This is a genomic window from Gloeomargarita sp. SKYB120 (genome assembly GCA_025062155.1).
Lineage (GTDB): Bacteria > Cyanobacteriota > Cyanobacteriia > Gloeomargaritales > Gloeomargaritaceae > Gloeomargarita.
This window is the reverse complement of sequence record JANXAM010000020.1, coordinates 17,884-34,114: the sequence shown is the minus strand read 5'-3', so window position 1 is coordinate 34,114 and position 16,231 is coordinate 17,884. Positions and strand designations below refer to the sequence as shown.

Genomic DNA, 16,231 nt, shown 5'->3' with positions numbered 1-16,231 from the left:
GGGGAATTAGCTCAGTTGGTAGAGCGCTGCGATCGCACCGCAGAGGTCAGGAGTTCGAGTCTCCTATTCTCCATCCCCAAAGCACAAAACCTTGATAAATCTGACAATTACACCGACAGATTGTGCTCACAACGTTTGCAGACCAACCCGGAGTCTGAGGCGGGCTACTCGATAGGGCTTAAGCCAAAGGGGTAGACTCTAGTGAAAACGTGAAGGGCAAGAACTACAAAAGGGTGGGGTTGCGCTCTACGACCTAGGGGATGAGAAGCCTAGACGGTCGTCTTGTTTTTGTAATGGTTGAAATAGGGACACTTGGATTTGGGTGAAGCCATGAGTACAATTACTTGCCCCCTTTGCCAGTCTAAAATATTGAGAAGTACGGTCGTATCCATTTACGCCTGAAAGAAATACATTAATACATTCCTTGGAGAGTAGAAGCAATTAGTGGATAAAATGTTGTTAGAGCGACTTTCAATTGCGGCTATCTCTCGGGTGACAGGTATCTCTCAATCTTGGCTATATAAATGCGCCACATCGGAAATCGTAGAGATAGAGCTAGAGCACATAGAGCTAGAGCACGATGAAACATGCTCCCTTTGCGGTTCTATACCAAGCTACTTTAGCGGTCAGAGAGATCATCGGAAACCCAATCATCGGATTGTGCCCTGTAACTCAAGACAAGCATAACCGATATCATAGGGCAACGGCTTATCTACAAAAATTGCCACGTCATGGTGGTATAGCCCGCACAACCTGACGGGGTTGAAACAATTACAGCCAATTCGCCAGGATTTGTATGCCGAATTGGTGCTGGATAGCAACCTTTCCTTGCCCAATCAAAACTAAGTTTTATAGCTGACCGCTTCAGTTTGTCAGGGCGATGATAGGAAAACCCAAGCCGAAGCTGCGCCCTGCAACCTAAAAGATGACCAGTATAGATAGCTTAGCTATAACTGTGGGATAATCAGGACGCTCAGGTTCAGGAGTACGGATGGCGCAGGATTTACCCGTCGTGGTGATCACCGGTGCATCCCGCGGCATTGGCCGGGCAACAGCTTTGGCGTTTGCCGCTCATCCGGCGCGGGTGGTGGTGAATTTTCATCGCTCGGCCACAGAGGCGGAAACAGTCGCCCAGGAAGTGGAACGCTGTGGGGGCCAGGCGTTGCTCGTCCAAGCGGACGTTTCTCAGCCCGACCAGGTGGAAACCTTGTTCCAGCGGGTTACAGAGCAGTGGGGGCGAGTCGATGTCCTCGTCAACAATGCCGGCATCACCCGCGATGGCTTGCTGGTGCGCATGAAGGATGAAGACTGGCACGCGGTCATCAACCTCAACCTGCACGGCGTGTTCTACTGCACCCGAGCGGCGGTTAAGGTCATGATGCGGCAAAAATCAGGCCGGATTATCAACATCACTTCGATTGCCGGTGTCATGGGCAACCCTGGTCAGGTCAACTACAGCGCTGCGAAAGCCGGCGTCATCGGACTCACCCGCACCGTCGCCAAGGAGTACGCCTCCCGGGGGATTACAGTCAATGCGGTGGCGCCCGGCTTTATTGCTACAGAAATGACAGCGGAATTGAAAAAGGACGAATGGCTCAAGTTAATCCCGTTGGGGCGCTTTGGCGAACCGGAAGAAGTGGCGGGTCTGGTGGCCTTTTTGGGCTTGCATCCAGCGGCGCGCTACATCACGGGGCAGGTATTCCATATCGATGGCGGCTTGGTCATGGGCTAAGTCCCGTCACCTGGGCATACACCGTTAGGGTCTCCTGCAACAGTCGCTCAAACGTAAATAGGGCTTCGTAGCGCTGGCGTCCGGCATTCCCTAATTGCTGGCGATGGATGGGGTCTTGAACCAACCGCTGCAAACACTGCACAAGTTGTTCCTGGTCACCCGGCGGAATCACGTACCCTGTGACTCCTGGAACGACGGCCTCGGCAGCGCCCCCGACATCCGAAACCACCACCGGCAACCCAGCGCGCATGGCTTCTAGCGTTGAACGCGGAAACGCTTCCCAGTGGGAAATCAGGGCAAAGATATGGGCCTGGGCCAGCAAACGCGCCACATCCGGGCGATAGCCCCAAAACGTGACTTGCTCCTGCAAACCCAATGCCGACGCCAACTGCTGCAAGTCCTCGCGCAAGGGACCATCGCCGACGATGTCCACCCGCACCTCGGGGTTTGCTAATTGCGCGACCGCCTGCAGTAAATCAGCGTGGGCTTTTTGGGGTTCCAGGCGTCCCACGGTCATAATGCGCACGGGTGGACCTTGCCCCGGTTGCGCCCGCAGTTCTGGGTGAATATCCGGCATGGCGTTGTAAATGGTGACCAGCTTTTCTGGTGCAATGCCGATAGCGATTCCCTGCTTTCGGATGGCCTCTGCTACACAAATGATTTTGGGTGTGATCGCTGCAAATCGTCGTTCCAGCCAACGATAAAAAAAGGCCAACCGGCTGGGCATCCCGAACGACCACCCATGCACCGTAAACACAAAGGGAATCCGGCGTTGATAGCAGACCAACCGCGCCAGAATCCCCGCTTTACTGGAGTGAATCGAGACCACATCCGGTTGCAATTTCCCTAGCAATTGCTGGAGTATCCAGTAGGCTTGGACATCTTTCCAGGGATGGAGTGGTCGCACCAGTTCCGGCAGGACGTGATGGGGAATTGCGTGTTGGGCTAGTAATTGCTGGAAGGGTTCCCCGGCGCCAGAAATGACTGTTACGGTGTGGCCGATTTTTCGCAAATGGATGGCCAAATCTTTCACATGAATTTGTGCGCCGCCAATCGCATCTCCCCGAGTGACAACAAAGACAATGCGCATCAGGAAATGCGGTAATAATCCCGATACCAGGCTACAAATTTGGGAATGCCTTCTTCGATGGGGGTATGGGGGAGAAATCCCACCGCTGCAGTCAAATCAGCAATATCGGCGTAGGTGGCCGGCACATCCCCCGGTTGCAGGGGCAAGAAATTTTTAATTGCCGTGCGTCCCAACGCCTGCTCGAGCACTTCGATGAAATACAGCAGTTTCACGGGCCGGTGGTTGCCGATGTTGTAGAGCCGGTAGGGCGCCACACTCACCCCTGGGTGGAAATCCGTTAGTCCTGGGTTTGGCGTGGGAATTTGCTCTAGCACCCCCAACATTCCCTGCACCACATCATCAATGTAGGTAAAGTCTCGTTCCATCTGGCCGTGGTTATAGACATCAATGGGCTGGCCTTCTAAAATGGCGCGGGTGAATTTGAACAAGGCCATATCCGGGCGTCCCCAGGGGCCGTAAACCGTAAAAAATCGCAGTCCCGTCACCGGCAGATTAAACAAATAACTGTAGGTGTGGGCCATCAATTCATTCGCTTTTTTCGTCGCTGCATACAGGCTAATCGGGTGGTCCACGTTGTCTTTGACTGAAAAAGGCATCTTGGTATTCAGCCCATAGACGGAACTAGATGACGCAAACACCAGATGTTTCACCCGCTGATGGCGACAGCCTTCCAAGATATGGAGAAACCCGACTACATTGCTTTCGACGTAGGTGTGGGGATGGTCTAGGGAATAGCGCACCCCCGCCTGCGCCGCCAAATGCACCACGATTTCCGGCGGAAATTGGGCAAAGAGTTGTTCCACCCCCGCGCGGTCGGCCAAATCTAAATGCACAAACACAAAATTGGGGTCATTTTTCAATTGCTGCAAGCGGTCCCGTTTGAGTTGCACATCGTAGTAGGGATTGAGATTGTCAATGCCGATGACCCGTCGCCCCTGGTCGAGCAACGCCCGCGCGAAATGAAACCCGATAAACCCCGCCGCTCCCGTGACCCAAATGACACCGGTCATGTCGTTTCCGCCTTTTGCCGCAGTGCCCGCCGCAGCCCGAGCACCAAACTGGCATTCGCCACCGTTAGCCAAAACTCCGCTCCCCCGTGTAACCAGTCCACATCCGCCAGCGACCGGCCATACCAACGTTGCGCCGCCACACCCGCCGGGATGCTGATGGCGACAAACAGCAACGTTAGTCCAAACCCCACCAGAATCCCGCGCGGCGCTTTGGCCCGGTGCAGGCACCAGAGAAACCCCAGGTACGGAAACAGCGACAGCGCAAACAGCAGGTTCTCCGTCATGGCTTGGCGGTGCGCATTAAATTCCAGGCGGCCCACCAGAGCGCGCAATTCCCGAACAACGTCAGCCCTGCTTGCCCCGTGACCAACCACCTCAGCGCCGGGTCATTGTCAAAAAAGTGCCAGGTAATCGCGCACATGGCTCCCCCCAGCGCCGGAATCATCGCCCAGGTGAACGTGCGCCAGCCGTATTGCCAAAACAGAACCATCGCCGTCCCCCACTCCAGCACACTGGCAATGTGGATTACCCACGTCGGCAGCGACAGCGCGTGCATCGTCTCCCTTACTGCTCGCTGTAGTCACCATAACACACCGGGCAGGGGACATTGACCGGTCAGGCTGGCCCGTTGACCAGGCGTACTTTCGTGGCCAATCCCAGTTTTTGCAACGCCCAGATCATCATCCATGTCGCATCAATTTCCCACCAGCGCAATCCGTGCCGCGCCGAATGGGGAAACGCATGGTGATTGTTATGCCACCCTTCGCCAAAGGCCAGCAACGCCACCCACCAGCAATTGGTTGAACGGTCTTGGGTTTCATAGGTGCGATAGCCATATTTGTGCGTGGCGCTATTAACAAACCAAGTCGCGTGATAGACGAAAACCAAGCGCACAAAAATACCCCAAACCACCCAAGGCCATCCCCCTAGGGCAAACAACAGTAATCCCAACCCCACTTGCAAGGGCAACATCCAATTCTGCAAAAACACATACACCCCGTCTTGATTGATATCTTTGGTGTATTTGGGAATCTCTTGATCCTGGGGCAAATGGTGTAACATCCAGCCCATGTGGCTCCACCAGAAACCCCGGTTGGAATCATGGGGGTCGTCTTCCTGGTCTGAATGCAAATGGTGCAACCGATGCAACCCTACCCAATCAATCGGTCCTCCTTGACAGGCCAACGTTCCGCAAAACGCTAGAAAATACTCCAACCCTTTGGGCACTTCAAAACTACGATGGGTAATGAGCCGGTGAAATCCCAACGTGATGCCCAAGCCCCCCGTGATGAAGTACAAAATCAACATCACTCCCACCGCACTCCAGTTGGTCATCCCTGGGACAAAAGCAAGAAGCGCACCCAAGTGAATCACTCCGATGAAAAAAATCGTTACCCAGTCCAGCGGCAAACGCGGCGCTGTCGTCGTTGTCATATTGCGAACCTGAAATCAACCTTGCTTACTTTATCACAGAATCTCGACGGTGCGACCGTACCTGACCCGCCCATGATACCCTGAAGCCAAAGGTAAACTCCATGACCGCCTATGCTGGTATTAAGCGTACAAATTGTATTAACATTGTTGGTCATTTGTAGTGCAATTTTTTATCTGTTTAATAGCTGGGTTGGGCTGGCGTTTGCCCGTGAACAAACAGGCTTGGTATTACCAGAAAAACCGGCGGGGGTTTCGTTACTGATCCCAGTGCGGGGGTTGGACGAAGGTGCAGCCGAAAATTGGCGTTCATTTTGTCAGCAACGTCATCCCCAGTACGAAGTGATTTTCGGTGTCATGGAACCGGATGATCCGGCTGTTCCTTTGCTACGCGAACTTTTAGTCACCTATCCCCACGTGCGCCTGATTTACGGTTTACACATCTACGGCGTGAACTATCAAGTCAGTAATCTGATCCATCTGTTGCAGGCGGCTCGCTATGAAATGGTGGTGTTTGCCGACAGCGATATCCGGGTGACGCCGGATTATTTAGCCACCGTGACCGCCCCCTTGCATCAACCGGAAATTGGTTTGGTGACCTGTGGCTACATGGACCATCACCCGCAGTTTTTGGGGGCAGCGTTGGCGTCTCTCAACCGGTGTGTGGAGTTTTTGCCGGCCTTTTTGCTGGGACGGGCGCTGGATGGGGGGTTGCGCTATGCCCTGGGGCCGACCATTGCCACGCGCAAGGATGTCGTGCGGGCCTGGGGGGGTCTGGAACAAGTCGTCAATCGCATTGGTTCGGATTTCCACATGGGGCGGCTGGCACGGGCGGCGGGATTCCGAGTCGAGATGTCGCCCTATGTCCTGGATAACTGCTGTGGCCGGGAGTCGGTGGGGCAAGTGCTGCAACGGGAATTGCGCTGGGCCAGAACCATTCGTATGAACCGGGGCTGGCAATACTACGGCCTGGGGGCGACGTTTGGGCTGGTGTACGGGGTTTTACTACTGCTCGTGAGCCAGGGGGCAAGCTGGGCAGTCCTACTGGTGCTGGGAATGTATGCGCTGCGTTTGGCACAGGCTGTAACAGCCATTCACGTGTTCCGGTGTCCAGGGCTGTACCGCTGGTTGTGGGCCTTGCCGCTGCGGGATGTTTTAAGTTTTGGCGTGTGGCTGGCTGGAGCCGTGGGACGACGGGTGTACTGGCGGGGTCGCTGGCTGGAGATTCAACCGGGGGGACTGTTGCAAAGCAGCACCTAACCCTGACGTAGCGTTTTGAGAGCGTTTTGGGTGACCTGGGCGAGCGCTTGTTCATTAGCCCGCGGCAGGTGGTAATAATTCCCCCCAGCTTTTTCGGCCAGTTCCTTGGCAAAACCCGTGGAAACGAACCGGTTTTCCGTGTTGATGACCAGCAGGCGAAAGTCCAGCGCGCGCATCTTGGCGGCAATATCGAGCAGTTCACCTTTGATGTCCACCTGGGGGTCCACGGGTTGACCCAACGAGCGCGCCAGTGGCACATTCCCCCGTCCATCGGTAATTGCTACTACAATCACCTGGCCGATATCGCCGCTCTGCCGAGCGTTTAATCCCACGCGCACCGCCTGCGTTAACCCATGCGCCAAGGGGGACCCGCCGCCACAGGGCAGTTGGTCGAGCCGACGCCGGGCAGCTTCAACCGAGCGGGTGGGGGGCAACAGCACTTCCGCCTGTTCACCCCGGAATGGAATCAGGGCCACCTGGTCGCGGTTTTGATAGGCTTCGGTGAGTAAGCGCAAAACAGCGCCCTTGGCTGCCTGCATCCGGTTGAGCGCCATCGAACCCGATGCATCCACCACAAAAATAATCAACGCCCCCGCCTTGCGCACCAGGCGTTTAGCCCGCACATCGTCAGCAGTGACCACAACTTTTTTATGGGGCTGGGCCTGGCGCCGGCGTTTCTGGTGGGGAGCTGCCGCCCGTAGTGTGGCATCAACAGCAATCCGGGGATGGGGACCCTGGGGCAACACGGGTTTGACATAACGCCCGCGGGTTTGGGACAGGGTTTGATTGCGTTGACCGGCGCGGGCGCGGGGGCGACATTTCTGGGCAAAGTCCAGCAGGTTGGGGTCGAGAATCACACCTTCCGGGTCAAACACAAATTCTTCTGGGATGCTAGGAGCGTCGGTTGGCTCTTGCGGCTCCTGGTCTTCTGTTTCGGGTGTCTCGTTGGCTGGGGGTTGCGGCGGGGGTGGGGGGGGCGGCGCTGGGGTTTGGGGAATCGTGGTCGCGCGGGGCACAATCACCAATTCCACGGCCACTCGTAAATCCTCAGCGTTCACCTGGTTGCGTCCCCAGAAAGCCGCATGGGCGCGAGCCACCCGTGCCGCAAAGAGTTCGCCCCGATGGCCCTGGACGCCCGCCCGCAGCGCTTCTTCCACCAGATAAGCCATTTGCTCCCTGGTCAAGGTCACCGTGGGCAACCATTCCCGCGCCAGGAGTAGTTGCGTCCGCAGCGCTTCAATTTCCGCCTGATGTTCTGCCCACAGCCCGAGCGGGTCATCGCCGTAGCGGAGCGCTTGGGTCACAGCTTCTACCCGTTCGTTCAGGTCCGCCAGCGGCGTCATGGTCAATTGGATGGCGAACCGGTCGCGCAAGTGGCTACGGATTTCTCCTTCCTCGGGGTTGTAGGTGGCAATCAGCAATGGACGACAGGGATGGACAACGCTCATGCCTTCCCGTTCCACCCGGTTTACTCCCTCGGCCAACACCGTTAACAAGATGTTGACCACGCCATCGTCGAGCAGGTTCAATTCATCCACATACAAAATGCCCCGGTGGGCCTGGGCGAGAAGTCCGGGTTGAAACACTGCCGTGCCCTGTTTGAGCGAAGCGGTTACATCAATCGCCCCTACCAACCGGTCTTCCGTCACCCCCAGCGGAATCTGCACAAACGGGGGCGTGATGACTTGGGTCTGCACCTGAGCCTGGGGAAACGGCCACTCTTGCGGGTGCTGGGGGTCGTCCTGGTAAGGGGAGCCGCGCACCACTTCGATAGGGGGCAACAACGCATGGATTGCCCGCGCCAGTACAGATTTGGCGGTTCCCTTGGCTCCCGCTAGCAAGATGCCGCCCAGTCCCATATCCACCGCCCCCAGGAGCAGAGCCAGCTTCACCCGTTCCTGCCCCACGACAGCGCTCAAGGGAAAGGTCACTCGTTCACCACCCATTGGTAGACCCGCCAGTAGATTTGCCATTGCGCCGCTGAAGTGGTGTCCCAGTTAGAGCAAATCCGTTCATGGCCTTGCCAGAGCCGATCATAGCTTTCCTGGGGCGACAAATGCTGGGTAAGTCAGCGATATTCAACTATCAGTGCGGCTAGCTAACAAATGAATGCCCTCGGCGGACGCCCTAGCAAGGCTAGCCCTACCTGGTGGTGGGGGTAGCAGTAGATGTAACCCAGAGCAAGGTGTTCAAGCAGGTCAAGGGATGATTACCACCTAGTGCAGCGGTTGCGTTACCTACAGCAACGACATGCCCATGCTGGTAGTGCCATGTAAGTAATGATGCATCATAAAGCACAGGGTTCTCCTAGCCAAGCGGCTAACTCCCTGTCTAGGGGTGTTGTTGAAGCGCTCAATCAAGTATGTTTTACTACTCCCTTTGGTACCGGCTTCCTGTTGAGATCTCGGAATAACCTTCCAATGAACTGACAAAGAAAATTAGTACAAAATTTTGCTCGTTTCCACCAAATAATTTTTCGCTGTCTCTATGCTTCTGTCTCCTAGACAAGCCGCTAAAATCATACGTTTCTTTCTCTCTAGAAGCAGCCAGAGCCCTTGGAGACAAAACGACCATATCTCTTCGCATCCCAGTTCTATCTCTTCATCGTCATAGAGCTGAATATTCATCATTTCTGATGTATAAATTGCCTTTTGCTTTACACAATTTTATACAGCCAAGACTGTGAAATTCCGGTCACCCGTGAAATGGCTCCGATTGAAAGTCGCTCTAACAAGTTACCTTTGCGCTTCTGAAATGGATTTCTTCCTGGCTTCAGGCGTAAATTGCCGATGGCCGTTTTCCATTATGGATATGACTGTACTTCACAATATTTTGAGACTGGCAACGGGAGGGCAAGTAATTATACTCATGGCCTCACCCAAACCCAACTGCCCCTAGACTATCCTCGTGACTTAGGATGTTAAGCTTTATTGCAAGATTCAACACTTCTGGATTAACTCTGGACCACAAAAGGCTTAGCCACCCAGTTAACTGATACACTTGTATGCCTTTTCCTGCACACCCACCCAGTGAAGGCGATTGGGAACTCGCCAACTACGACTATCCCTTGCCCACCGAACTCATCGCCCAGTCTGCGATGGTGCCCAGAGACCACGCGCGGTTGCTGGTGGTCTATCGAAATACCCATCGCCATTGCCATGTGTACGACTTGCCCGATTTGTTGTGTCCGGGCGACTTGCTGGTGCTCAATAACACCAAGGTGATTCCGGCGCGATTGAAGGGCGTGCGACCCGGCGGAGGTCTGACAGAGTTTTTATTGCTAGAGCCTGGAGAAGGTGATGCATGGCGGGTGCTGGTGCGTCCAGGACGGCGGGTGCGCGTTGGGATGCAGGTGACGTTTCCAGCCCAAGGCCAACCCCAACTGGTCGGTGTGGTGCAAGCGCGAGACCCGGAAACCGGTGGCCGCTGGGTGACGTTTCAAACGCCTGATGGCACCGTGCTAAATCCGACCCAGTTATGGCCCCTGCTGGAACAGATGGGGGAATTGCCGTTACCACCCTATATCGAGCGTTTCCAGGGCGACCCTAGCCAGTACCAGACGGTCTATGCCCAAGTCGCTGGCTCCGTTGCGGCACCGACGGCGGGGTTGCATTTTACCGAAGAATTACTGGCGCGGTTGCAGGCGCGGGGGATTGCCCAGGCGATGATTACCCTGCACGTGGGTCTGGGCACTTTTCGCCCGGTGAGTACGTCGGATATCCGGCAGCACCAGTTGCATAGTGAATGGATAGAAGTGTCAGCAGCGACAGTGGCGAAAATTCAGCAAACGCAACAGCAGGGCGGGCGGGTGATTGCTGTGGGCACGACTGTGACGCGGGCGTTAGAGGCGGCGGCTCAAGGGGGAACCCTGCAACCCACCACTGGCAAGGTGAATCTCTACATCTATCCCGGTTACCAATGGCGGGTGATTGATGGGCTGATGACCAATTTCCACTTGCCCAAATCCAGTCTGTTGCTGCTGGTGAGCGCGTTGATCGGGCGGCAACGGGTGATGCACCTGTATCAGGAGGCGATACGGGAACGCTACCGGTTTTATTCGCTAGGGGACGCCATGTTGCTCCTACCGGATATGGCACACTAGGGGAAGTGCTCCTCGGACAGGTGCGATGGCAACGGTTGTTTCTCCCGCAACCCGCATCCACAAGTTTCTGAGCTTCTGGAGTCACAGAGTACCGTTGCTGGACCGCTACCTGCTGCGGCTGTTTATCGGGCCGTTTGTTTTTGGGATGGGGGCTTTTAGTTCGCTGGGCCTGTCGGTGGGGGCGCTGTTTGAAACAGTACGGCGGGTGGTGGAGTCGGGTCTGCCCCTAACCCTTGCGTTTCAGGTCCTGGCACTCAAGGCTCCCTACTTCATTGGGCTGGCGTTTCCGATGGCGACGTTGCTGGCGACGTTGCTCACCTACAGCCGCTTGAGCGCTAATAGCGAGTTGATTGCCCTGCGAGCCTGTGGCATCCCGGCCCGGCGGTGGGTGGTTCCGGCTCTCATTTTCAGCTTGTTCACCACCAGCTTGACGTTTGCCTTTAACGAAGCCGTTGTTCCTGTGACCAACTACCAGGCAACCGTCCTTGTGCGGCAGGCCCTGGACAAAGACCGGCCCCGTGTGGAGCGGCGCAACATTATCTATCAAGAGTTCGACCAGACCACCGGCAAAGAATTGCAGCGGTTGTTTTACGCCAGCCGGTTCGACGGGCGCTACATGCGGGGATTGACGGTGTTGGATTTTTCCCAGGAGGGATTGCAACAAATTCTCACCGCCGAGACAGGATTTTGGAATGCTGAACGCATGGCCTGGGAATTTCACAACGGTACGATTTACCTGGTGGCCTACGACGGCAGTTACCGCAACATTATCCAGTTCAAAAAGCAAGAAATTACCTTGCCCAAAGCCCCTTTTGACCTGGCCACCCAGCGGCGCACCCCTGAAGAAATGAGTTTTTGGGAAGCGCGGCGGTATTTGAAAATCCTGGAAGGCAGCGGCAATCTGGCGCGGATTCGGGAATGGCAGGTGCGGATTCAACAAAAAATTGCAATCCCCTTTATTTGTTTAGTGATGGGGGTGGTAGGCACGGCGCTCGGAAGTTTACCCCGCCGCAGTTCGAGTGGTTGGGCGTTTGGTTTGAGCGTGGTCATTATCTTTATCTATTACCTGCTGATGTTTATCGGCGATGTGATGAGTCAAGCGGGTGTGATCGCCCCCGTAATTGGCGCTTGGTTCCCGAACGTGTTGGGACTGCTCACAGGTGTTTATCTCTTGCGTCAAGCCGACCGTTAAACGGTGCTGGCCAAAGGGTCGGGAATGGTGGGCGACGGCGCTTCAAAACTGCCGGTTAGCACAAACTCCAACCGCAACTTCATAAAGGTGGCGAAATCTGGATTGGTGGTGACAATGGCCGCCGCCGGTTGAGGACATCTGGCCTTTACTTCGGCAAATTCAGGAGCTTCCAAAAAGGCAGGACGCCGCACCAGGAAAAAATCAATCTCCTTACCTTCCCGCTGGTAATATTTCGTCCGCTCCCGAAAGACCTCCTCTAACGGCTCGATTTCGGTGAGAAATTTTTCACTGGCCAAAACGTAGTAGTACTTCATGCGCGGCGACGAAACTCTCCCAAGTCGAATTATTCTAGCACCCTAGGTTTGCTGTTCCGCGCGGGCTTGGCGGTACACCTTCCAGGCAGCATCGGTGTTGAGGGCGAAAATCCCCACCCCGACCACCACATCTGGCCAAGGGGAGGGATAAGCAGCGGTGAGCAACCCCGCCAGGATGATGGCCAGGTTCGCGAGCGCATCGTTGCGGGCCGAGAAAAACGCCGCCAGCGCCAAGCTGCTGCCCTGGTGGCGAAATCGCAACAACAACAGGGCGCACAACCAGTTGACCGCCAAGGCCCCCAGACCCGCCAGCGACAGGGGTACTGGTTCTGGCGGCAGGGGTGCTTGCAACTTGCGCCACAGGGAACCCAAGGTCGCCAGCGCCGGCATCAATAACAAACCCGCTAGACCTAGGCTCACCCATGTTTGGTAACGGCGTCGCCAGCCCAGCGCCCTGTACACCAGGGCATTCAGCAGGGTGTCCTCCAAAAAATCGATTGAATCGGCCCACAGGGACACCGAGCCAATCGTCACGGCAATTCCCGCTTCTACGGTAAAGTAGGCGAAGTTCAGCAACGCCACGGTCAGGACGGTGCGGCGCAATTCAGCGCCATTCGGGGTGGGCACTTGCCTCACCTCCCGATTCGTTCAACCGCCGGATGAGCTGGTACAGCCGCCCGTAGTCCCGCTGGTTGAAGCGAAACACCAGGCGCGGCAGATGGTCGGTCTCGTCCCCCATTTCTTCTGGAAATGCGCCTCGCTGGTACATGACCCCCTCAGCGACAATATCGGCAAACTCTTCGTTCAACTGCGCCACCACTGCTTCTGCTAAGGGATGGTGCAACCGCAGCACAAACTCATCGCGCACGTAGCGACTGGAGTGATAGACCCGGTAGAACTGGCGAATCGTTTGACAGGCCACCGCCACGGAATCGGTGATGGTGTAGAGTTCCACGTCGTCGGGACTGATCAGGTGGGTACGCCAGAAATGCTCCCGCACAAAGGCGTCCCACGCCCGCCAGTAGGTGCCCCCCGGCTGCTCGAGCAACACGATGGGAATGGGCGGGCAGCGCCCGTTTTGGCACAGGGTCAAGGCCTCAAACACCTCGTCCTGGGTGCCAAAGCCCCCTGGAAAGGCGCACACCGCGTCCGTCTCCCGCAGGAAAAATAGCTTGCGGGTAAAGAAGTATTTGAAATTGATCAAGCGCGGGCTGTCGCTGACAAAGGCATTGCTGCCCTGCTCAAAAGGCAGTTGGATGTTGAGTCCAAAGGAACGTTCGGTTCCCGCGCCTTCATTGCCGGCCTGCATGATGCCGCCGCCAGCCCCCGTCATGACCATAAATCCCTGTTCACCCATGCACCGCGCAAATTGCACCGCCAGTTGGTAGTTGGGGTCGTCAGGACCAATGCGCGCCGAACCAAACAGGGCAATTTTCCGCACCTGGCGGTAGGGCTGAAACACCCGAAACCCCTGCTCCATGTCTTGAATCGCGCCGGCGATGATCTTCCAATCCAGGCGGTCAAGGGAGGTTTGGGAGAGCCGCAGCAGCGATTCCAAGGCTCGCCGCATCCACTTGCCGTGTTTGGCCGTATCCAATTGCGCCAACCAAGCCAGCACATCGGGGGGCATTTGCTCCGGCGGCGTGACCGTCATCCTGACCCCACCCGGACATCCATCACCGACCCCCGCAGGTTGTATTGCGGCCCCTCCAGTTCCACCGGTACGCCGACCTTCAGCTTGGTATTCCCCAGGACCACACCACCGTCCACGATTTGCGCCGTCCCCGTCAACGTAATCATCATGTCCCGCAGGTAACGGTTCTGGGAACGGGCATCCGGCAAAAATTTCACCGACCCATCCGGTTGGGGAACTTCGACTTGCGGCGGAAAGATGGCCAGATGCTTCACAGTCAGATGGCCCGAGGGTTGGTTGCGCACGATGAAACTGGCCCTGTCCCCAGGGCGAATAAGGGTTTCGGGGCGGACCACGCTCAATCCCCGCACCATCATGTCAATTTCCACCGGTTGACTCGGCCCCACTTGGGCCACCGAACCGGTTCCCCCCGGCACCAGGAAAATGCCCACCAGCACGAGCAGGACGACCACCAGCGCCCCCAGGTCAATCACACTCACCTTGCCGCCGATACGTCCCTGCCGGTCTATCCAAGCCATGTCTATCGTTCACGCGCCTGACTTCATTATCCAACGCCAAGGTGCGTTGTTATACCGGATTTCTGATTTTAGCGCTCCCACCCAAGTATGTTAGGATGGGGCTGGATGTCGGTGGTTGTTGGTGTTTGAGGAGTTGCCACCCGTGCCCGCTCTGACAAACCCTGGTATCAACAGCGCGCGTCCGATTGCAGTGGGGGTGATTGGAGTCGGGAACATGGGGCAACACCACGTGCGGGTGCTGAGCTTTCTCAAGGATGTGCGCCTGGTGGGCATTGCCGACATTAACGTGGAACGGGGCCTCCAACTGGCGGGGAAATACCAGGTACGGTTTTTCGAGGACTATCGGGATTTGTTGCCCCACGTGGAGGCGGTGTGCGTCGCGGTTCCCACCCGTTTGCACTACGACGTGGGCCTGACCTGTATCCGGCAAGGGGTCCATATCCTGATGGAAAAACCCATCGCCGCCAGCGTCATTGAGGCGGAACGGCTGGTCAACGCCGCCGCCGAGGCCAATTGCATCCTGCAGGTAGGGCACATCGAACGTTTCAACCCGGCGTTTCGGGAACTGCAAAGGGTGTTGCACCAGGAGGAAATCCTGGCATTGGAGGCCCATCGCTTGAGTCCCTACTCCCAGCGGGCCAACGACGTCTCGGTTGTCCTGGACTTGATGATCCACGACATTGATTTGTTGCTGGAACTCACGGCTGCGCCGGTGGTGCAGTTGACCGCCAGCGGCACCCACGCCCTGGACTACGTCACCGCTACCTTGATGTTTGACAACGGGGTGATTGCCTCCTTAACCGCCAGCAAGGTCACCCATCGCAAGGTGCGCCGCCTGACGGTCCACGGCAAACATTCTCTCACCGAGGCCGATTTTTTGAACAACGAAATCCTCATTCATCGGCATCTGCCCGGCCAGCCCACTGGCCAGGTGCTCTACCGGCAGGACGAATTAGTGGAACGAGTCTATGCCAGCAACATCGAGCCGCTGCAGGCGGAGCTGGAGCACTTTGTCCACTGCGTGCGGGAGGGCAACCAACCTTCTGTCGGCGGGGAACAGGCCCTGAAGGCCCTGCGGCTGGCTACCCGCATCGAGCAAATTGCCCTGCACAACCAGCTCTGGTCCACTCCCTGCAACGGCCTGGAAAAGTCCCTGGTGGTTCCCTAGACCAGCTGGCTCCAGAGGGTGTACACGCCAAAACCCAGCAACACAGCACCGCTCCCCCAGGGAAACCAGCGGGAAATCGGGCGCAGCCGTAACCAGTAGCGCACTGTCGTCGTAAATGCCCCCGCCACCCACACGGGCAACGTGTACCCCAACGTGTAGGCCAACAACAGCCCTAGCCCCAGCAGAGCATTGCCCGTACTGGCCACCCAGGCCAACAACGTCGCCAGCACCGGCGTACTACAGGGTGACGCGCTCAGCCCAAACGTCAAACCCAGGCCGTAGGCCCGCCAGTGTCCGGTTCCCCCCAGCGACGGCCCCGTCCACACCGGCAACGGTAACACCTCCAGCAGGACCAATCCCATGACGATGGCGACGCCCGCCACCAGCAACGGCAGGCCCTTGCCCCATTGACCATACACCCGACCGAGCAGCGCCGCGCCAAGCCCCAATCCCGTCAAGGTTGTCGCTAGTCCCAACGTAAACCAGCTTGCTTGCCGCCAATCGCCCCGCCGGTCGCCGCCCAAACAGGCCACCGTCACCGGCAACAGCGACAGCACGCAGGGGTTCAAACTGGTGAGCAATCCCGCCGCCCACACCAGCCCCACACTCCAGGGCGTCAAATGCTGCAGTTCCTGCACCACCCACCGGTCCGCCCAATGCTCCCACAGGTAGAGCGTGCTGGCAAGGTCCATCCGTCTCCCCCTCAGAATCTACACAAATTGTAACAGGAAGCACCAGGGCGTGTTAGGATAGCGGTTAT

At 56.9% G+C, this 16,231-nt stretch carries 16 protein-coding genes and 1 tRNA gene; 6 read left to right on the top strand and 11 right to left on the bottom strand.

Translation table 11 applies throughout. The features are described from left to right. Positions 1-73, top strand: a tRNA-Ala gene (locus NZ705_08285). Positions 74-991: 918 nt separating this feature from the next. After that, positions 992-1,732: a 3-oxoacyl-[acyl-carrier-protein] reductase gene (gene fabG, locus NZ705_08280; GenBank protein ID MCS7292952.1), complete on the top strand. Its 741-nt coding sequence runs from the start codon at positions 992-994 to the stop codon at positions 1,730-1,732. On the opposite strand, the gene NZ705_08275 is transcribed toward fabG, so the two are convergent. Genes NZ705_08275 through NZ705_08255 form a run of 5 tightly spaced genes read right to left on the bottom strand, consistent with a single transcriptional unit; the run spans position 1,722 to position 5,266 of the window. Then, positions 1,722-2,822 carry a glycosyltransferase family 4 protein gene (locus tag NZ705_08275; GenBank protein ID MCS7292951.1) on the bottom strand — a complete coding sequence of 367 codons (1,101 nt, stop codon included), beginning with the start codon at positions 2,820-2,822 and terminating at the stop codon, positions 1,722-1,724. The two genes, fabG and NZ705_08275, sit on opposite strands and share 11 nt — an antisense overlap. Beyond that, entirely contained in the window at positions 2,822-3,832 is a 1,011-nt protein-coding gene (locus NZ705_08270; GenBank protein MCS7292950.1) for an NAD-dependent epimerase, read from the bottom strand. The genes NZ705_08275 and NZ705_08270 overlap by 1 nt, the downstream gene beginning before the upstream one ends. Next, on the bottom strand, positions 3,829-4,116 hold the full coding sequence (locus NZ705_08265; GenBank protein MCS7292949.1) for a DUF3593 domain-containing protein: 288 nt from the start codon (positions 4,114-4,116) through the stop codon (positions 3,829-3,831). Before NZ705_08265 ends, NZ705_08270 begins: the two co-directional genes overlap by 4 nt. Then, positions 4,113-4,388 carry a DUF2499 domain-containing protein gene (locus NZ705_08260; protein MCS7292948.1) on the bottom strand — a complete coding sequence of 92 codons (276 nt, stop codon included), beginning with the start codon at positions 4,386-4,388 and terminating at the stop codon, positions 4,113-4,115. Before NZ705_08260 ends, NZ705_08265 begins: the two co-directional genes overlap by 4 nt. 59 nt (positions 4,389-4,447) lie before the next feature. Further along, entirely contained in the window at positions 4,448-5,266 is an 819-nt protein-coding gene (locus tag NZ705_08255) for a fatty acid desaturase (GenBank protein MCS7292947.1), read from the bottom strand. 147 nt (positions 5,267-5,413) lie between these two features. Between NZ705_08255 and NZ705_08250 the strand changes: the two genes are divergently transcribed. Further along, the gene (locus NZ705_08250; protein ID MCS7292946.1) at positions 5,414-6,523 is read left to right on the top strand and encodes a glycosyltransferase; all 1,110 of its coding nucleotides are present in this window, start codon (positions 5,414-5,416) and stop codon (positions 6,521-6,523) included. On the opposite strand, the gene bchD is transcribed toward NZ705_08250, so the two are convergent. Then, positions 6,520-8,454 carry a magnesium chelatase ATPase subunit D gene (gene bchD, locus NZ705_08245; protein ID MCS7292945.1) on the bottom strand — a complete coding sequence of 645 codons (1,935 nt, stop codon included), beginning with the start codon at positions 8,452-8,454 and terminating at the stop codon, positions 6,520-6,522. The two genes, NZ705_08250 and bchD, sit on opposite strands and share 4 nt — an antisense overlap. A gap of 1,073 nt (positions 8,455-9,527) precedes the next feature. On the opposite strand from bchD, the gene queA reads away from it, so the two are divergent. Beyond that, positions 9,528-10,625: a tRNA preQ1(34) S-adenosylmethionine ribosyltransferase-isomerase QueA gene (gene queA / locus NZ705_08240; protein ID MCS7292944.1), complete on the top strand. Its 1,098-nt coding sequence runs from the start codon at positions 9,528-9,530 to the stop codon at positions 10,623-10,625. Between the two features lie 25 nt (positions 10,626-10,650). Next, complete coding sequence (locus NZ705_08235) at positions 10,651-11,817, top strand: LptF/LptG family permease (GenBank protein ID MCS7292943.1); 1,167 nt, start codon at positions 10,651-10,653, stop codon at positions 11,815-11,817. On the opposite strand, the gene NZ705_08230 is transcribed toward NZ705_08235, so the two are convergent. From NZ705_08230 to NZ705_08215, 4 genes are read right to left on the bottom strand one after another with little or no spacing between them, the layout of a single operon-like run. Then, on the bottom strand, positions 11,814-12,131 hold the full coding sequence (locus NZ705_08230; protein MCS7292942.1) for a DUF2488 family protein: 318 nt from the start codon (positions 12,129-12,131) through the stop codon (positions 11,814-11,816). The genes NZ705_08235 and NZ705_08230 overlap by 4 nt on opposite strands. A 42-nt stretch (positions 12,132-12,173) precedes the next feature. Next, on the bottom strand, positions 12,174-12,758 hold the full coding sequence (locus tag NZ705_08225) for a cation transporter (GenBank protein ID MCS7292941.1): 585 nt from the start codon (positions 12,756-12,758) through the stop codon (positions 12,174-12,176). Next, entirely contained in the window at positions 12,736-13,785 is a 1,050-nt protein-coding gene (locus tag NZ705_08220; protein MCS7292940.1) for an LOG family protein, read from the bottom strand. The genes NZ705_08225 and NZ705_08220 overlap by 23 nt, the downstream gene beginning before the upstream one ends. Beyond that, positions 13,782-14,303, bottom strand: a complete 522-nt coding sequence (locus NZ705_08215; GenBank protein ID MCS7292939.1) for a DUF4330 domain-containing protein — start codon at positions 14,301-14,303, stop codon at positions 13,782-13,784. Before NZ705_08215 ends, NZ705_08220 begins: the two co-directional genes overlap by 4 nt. Before the next feature lie 121 nt (positions 14,304-14,424). Between NZ705_08215 and NZ705_08210 the strand changes: the two genes are divergently transcribed. After that, positions 14,425-15,471, top strand: coding sequence for a Gfo/Idh/MocA family oxidoreductase (locus NZ705_08210; GenBank protein MCS7292938.1), 1,047 nt, complete (start codon positions 14,425-14,427; stop codon positions 15,469-15,471). Here the strand turns inward: NZ705_08210 and NZ705_08205 are convergent. Further along, positions 15,468-16,163 carry a cytochrome c biogenesis protein CcdA gene (locus NZ705_08205; protein MCS7292937.1) on the bottom strand — a complete coding sequence of 232 codons (696 nt, stop codon included), beginning with the start codon at positions 16,161-16,163 and terminating at the stop codon, positions 15,468-15,470. The genes NZ705_08210 and NZ705_08205 overlap by 4 nt on opposite strands. Between the last annotated feature and the right edge of the window lie 68 nt (positions 16,164-16,231).

Bases quoted from the DNA above. Each gene is read 5' to 3' on its own strand.
- fabG (MCS7292952.1), top strand. From the start codon at position 992: ATGGCGCAGGATTTACCCGTCGTGGTGATCACCGGTGCATCCCGCGGC.
- NZ705_08275 (MCS7292951.1), bottom strand. From the start codon at position 2,822: ATGCGCATTGTCTTTGTTGTCACTCGGGGAGATGCGATTGGCGGCGCA.
- NZ705_08270 (MCS7292950.1), bottom strand. From the start codon at position 3,832: ATGACCGGTGTCATTTGGGTCACGGGAGCGGCGGGGTTTATCGGGTTT.
- NZ705_08265 (MCS7292949.1), bottom strand. From the start codon at position 4,116: ATGACGGAGAACCTGCTGTTTGCGCTGTCGCTGTTTCCGTACCTGGGG.
- NZ705_08260 (MCS7292948.1), bottom strand. From the start codon at position 4,388: ATGCACGCGCTGTCGCTGCCGACGTGGGTAATCCACATTGCCAGTGTG.
- NZ705_08255 (MCS7292947.1), bottom strand. From the start codon at position 5,266: ATGACAACGACGACAGCGCCGCGTTTGCCGCTGGACTGGGTAACGATT.
- queA (MCS7292944.1), top strand. From the start codon at position 9,528: ATGCCTTTTCCTGCACACCCACCCAGTGAAGGCGATTGGGAACTCGCC.
- NZ705_08235 (MCS7292943.1), top strand. From the start codon at position 10,651: ATGGCAACGGTTGTTTCTCCCGCAACCCGCATCCACAAGTTTCTGAGC.
- NZ705_08230 (MCS7292942.1), bottom strand. From the start codon at position 12,131: ATGAAGTACTACTACGTTTTGGCCAGTGAAAAATTTCTCACCGAAATC.
- NZ705_08220 (MCS7292940.1), bottom strand. From the start codon at position 13,785: ATGACGGTCACGCCGCCGGAGCAAATGCCCCCCGATGTGCTGGCTTGG.
- NZ705_08215 (MCS7292939.1), bottom strand. From the start codon at position 14,303: ATGGCTTGGATAGACCGGCAGGGACGTATCGGCGGCAAGGTGAGTGTG.
- NZ705_08205 (MCS7292937.1), bottom strand. From the start codon at position 16,163: ATGGACCTTGCCAGCACGCTCTACCTGTGGGAGCATTGGGCGGACCGG.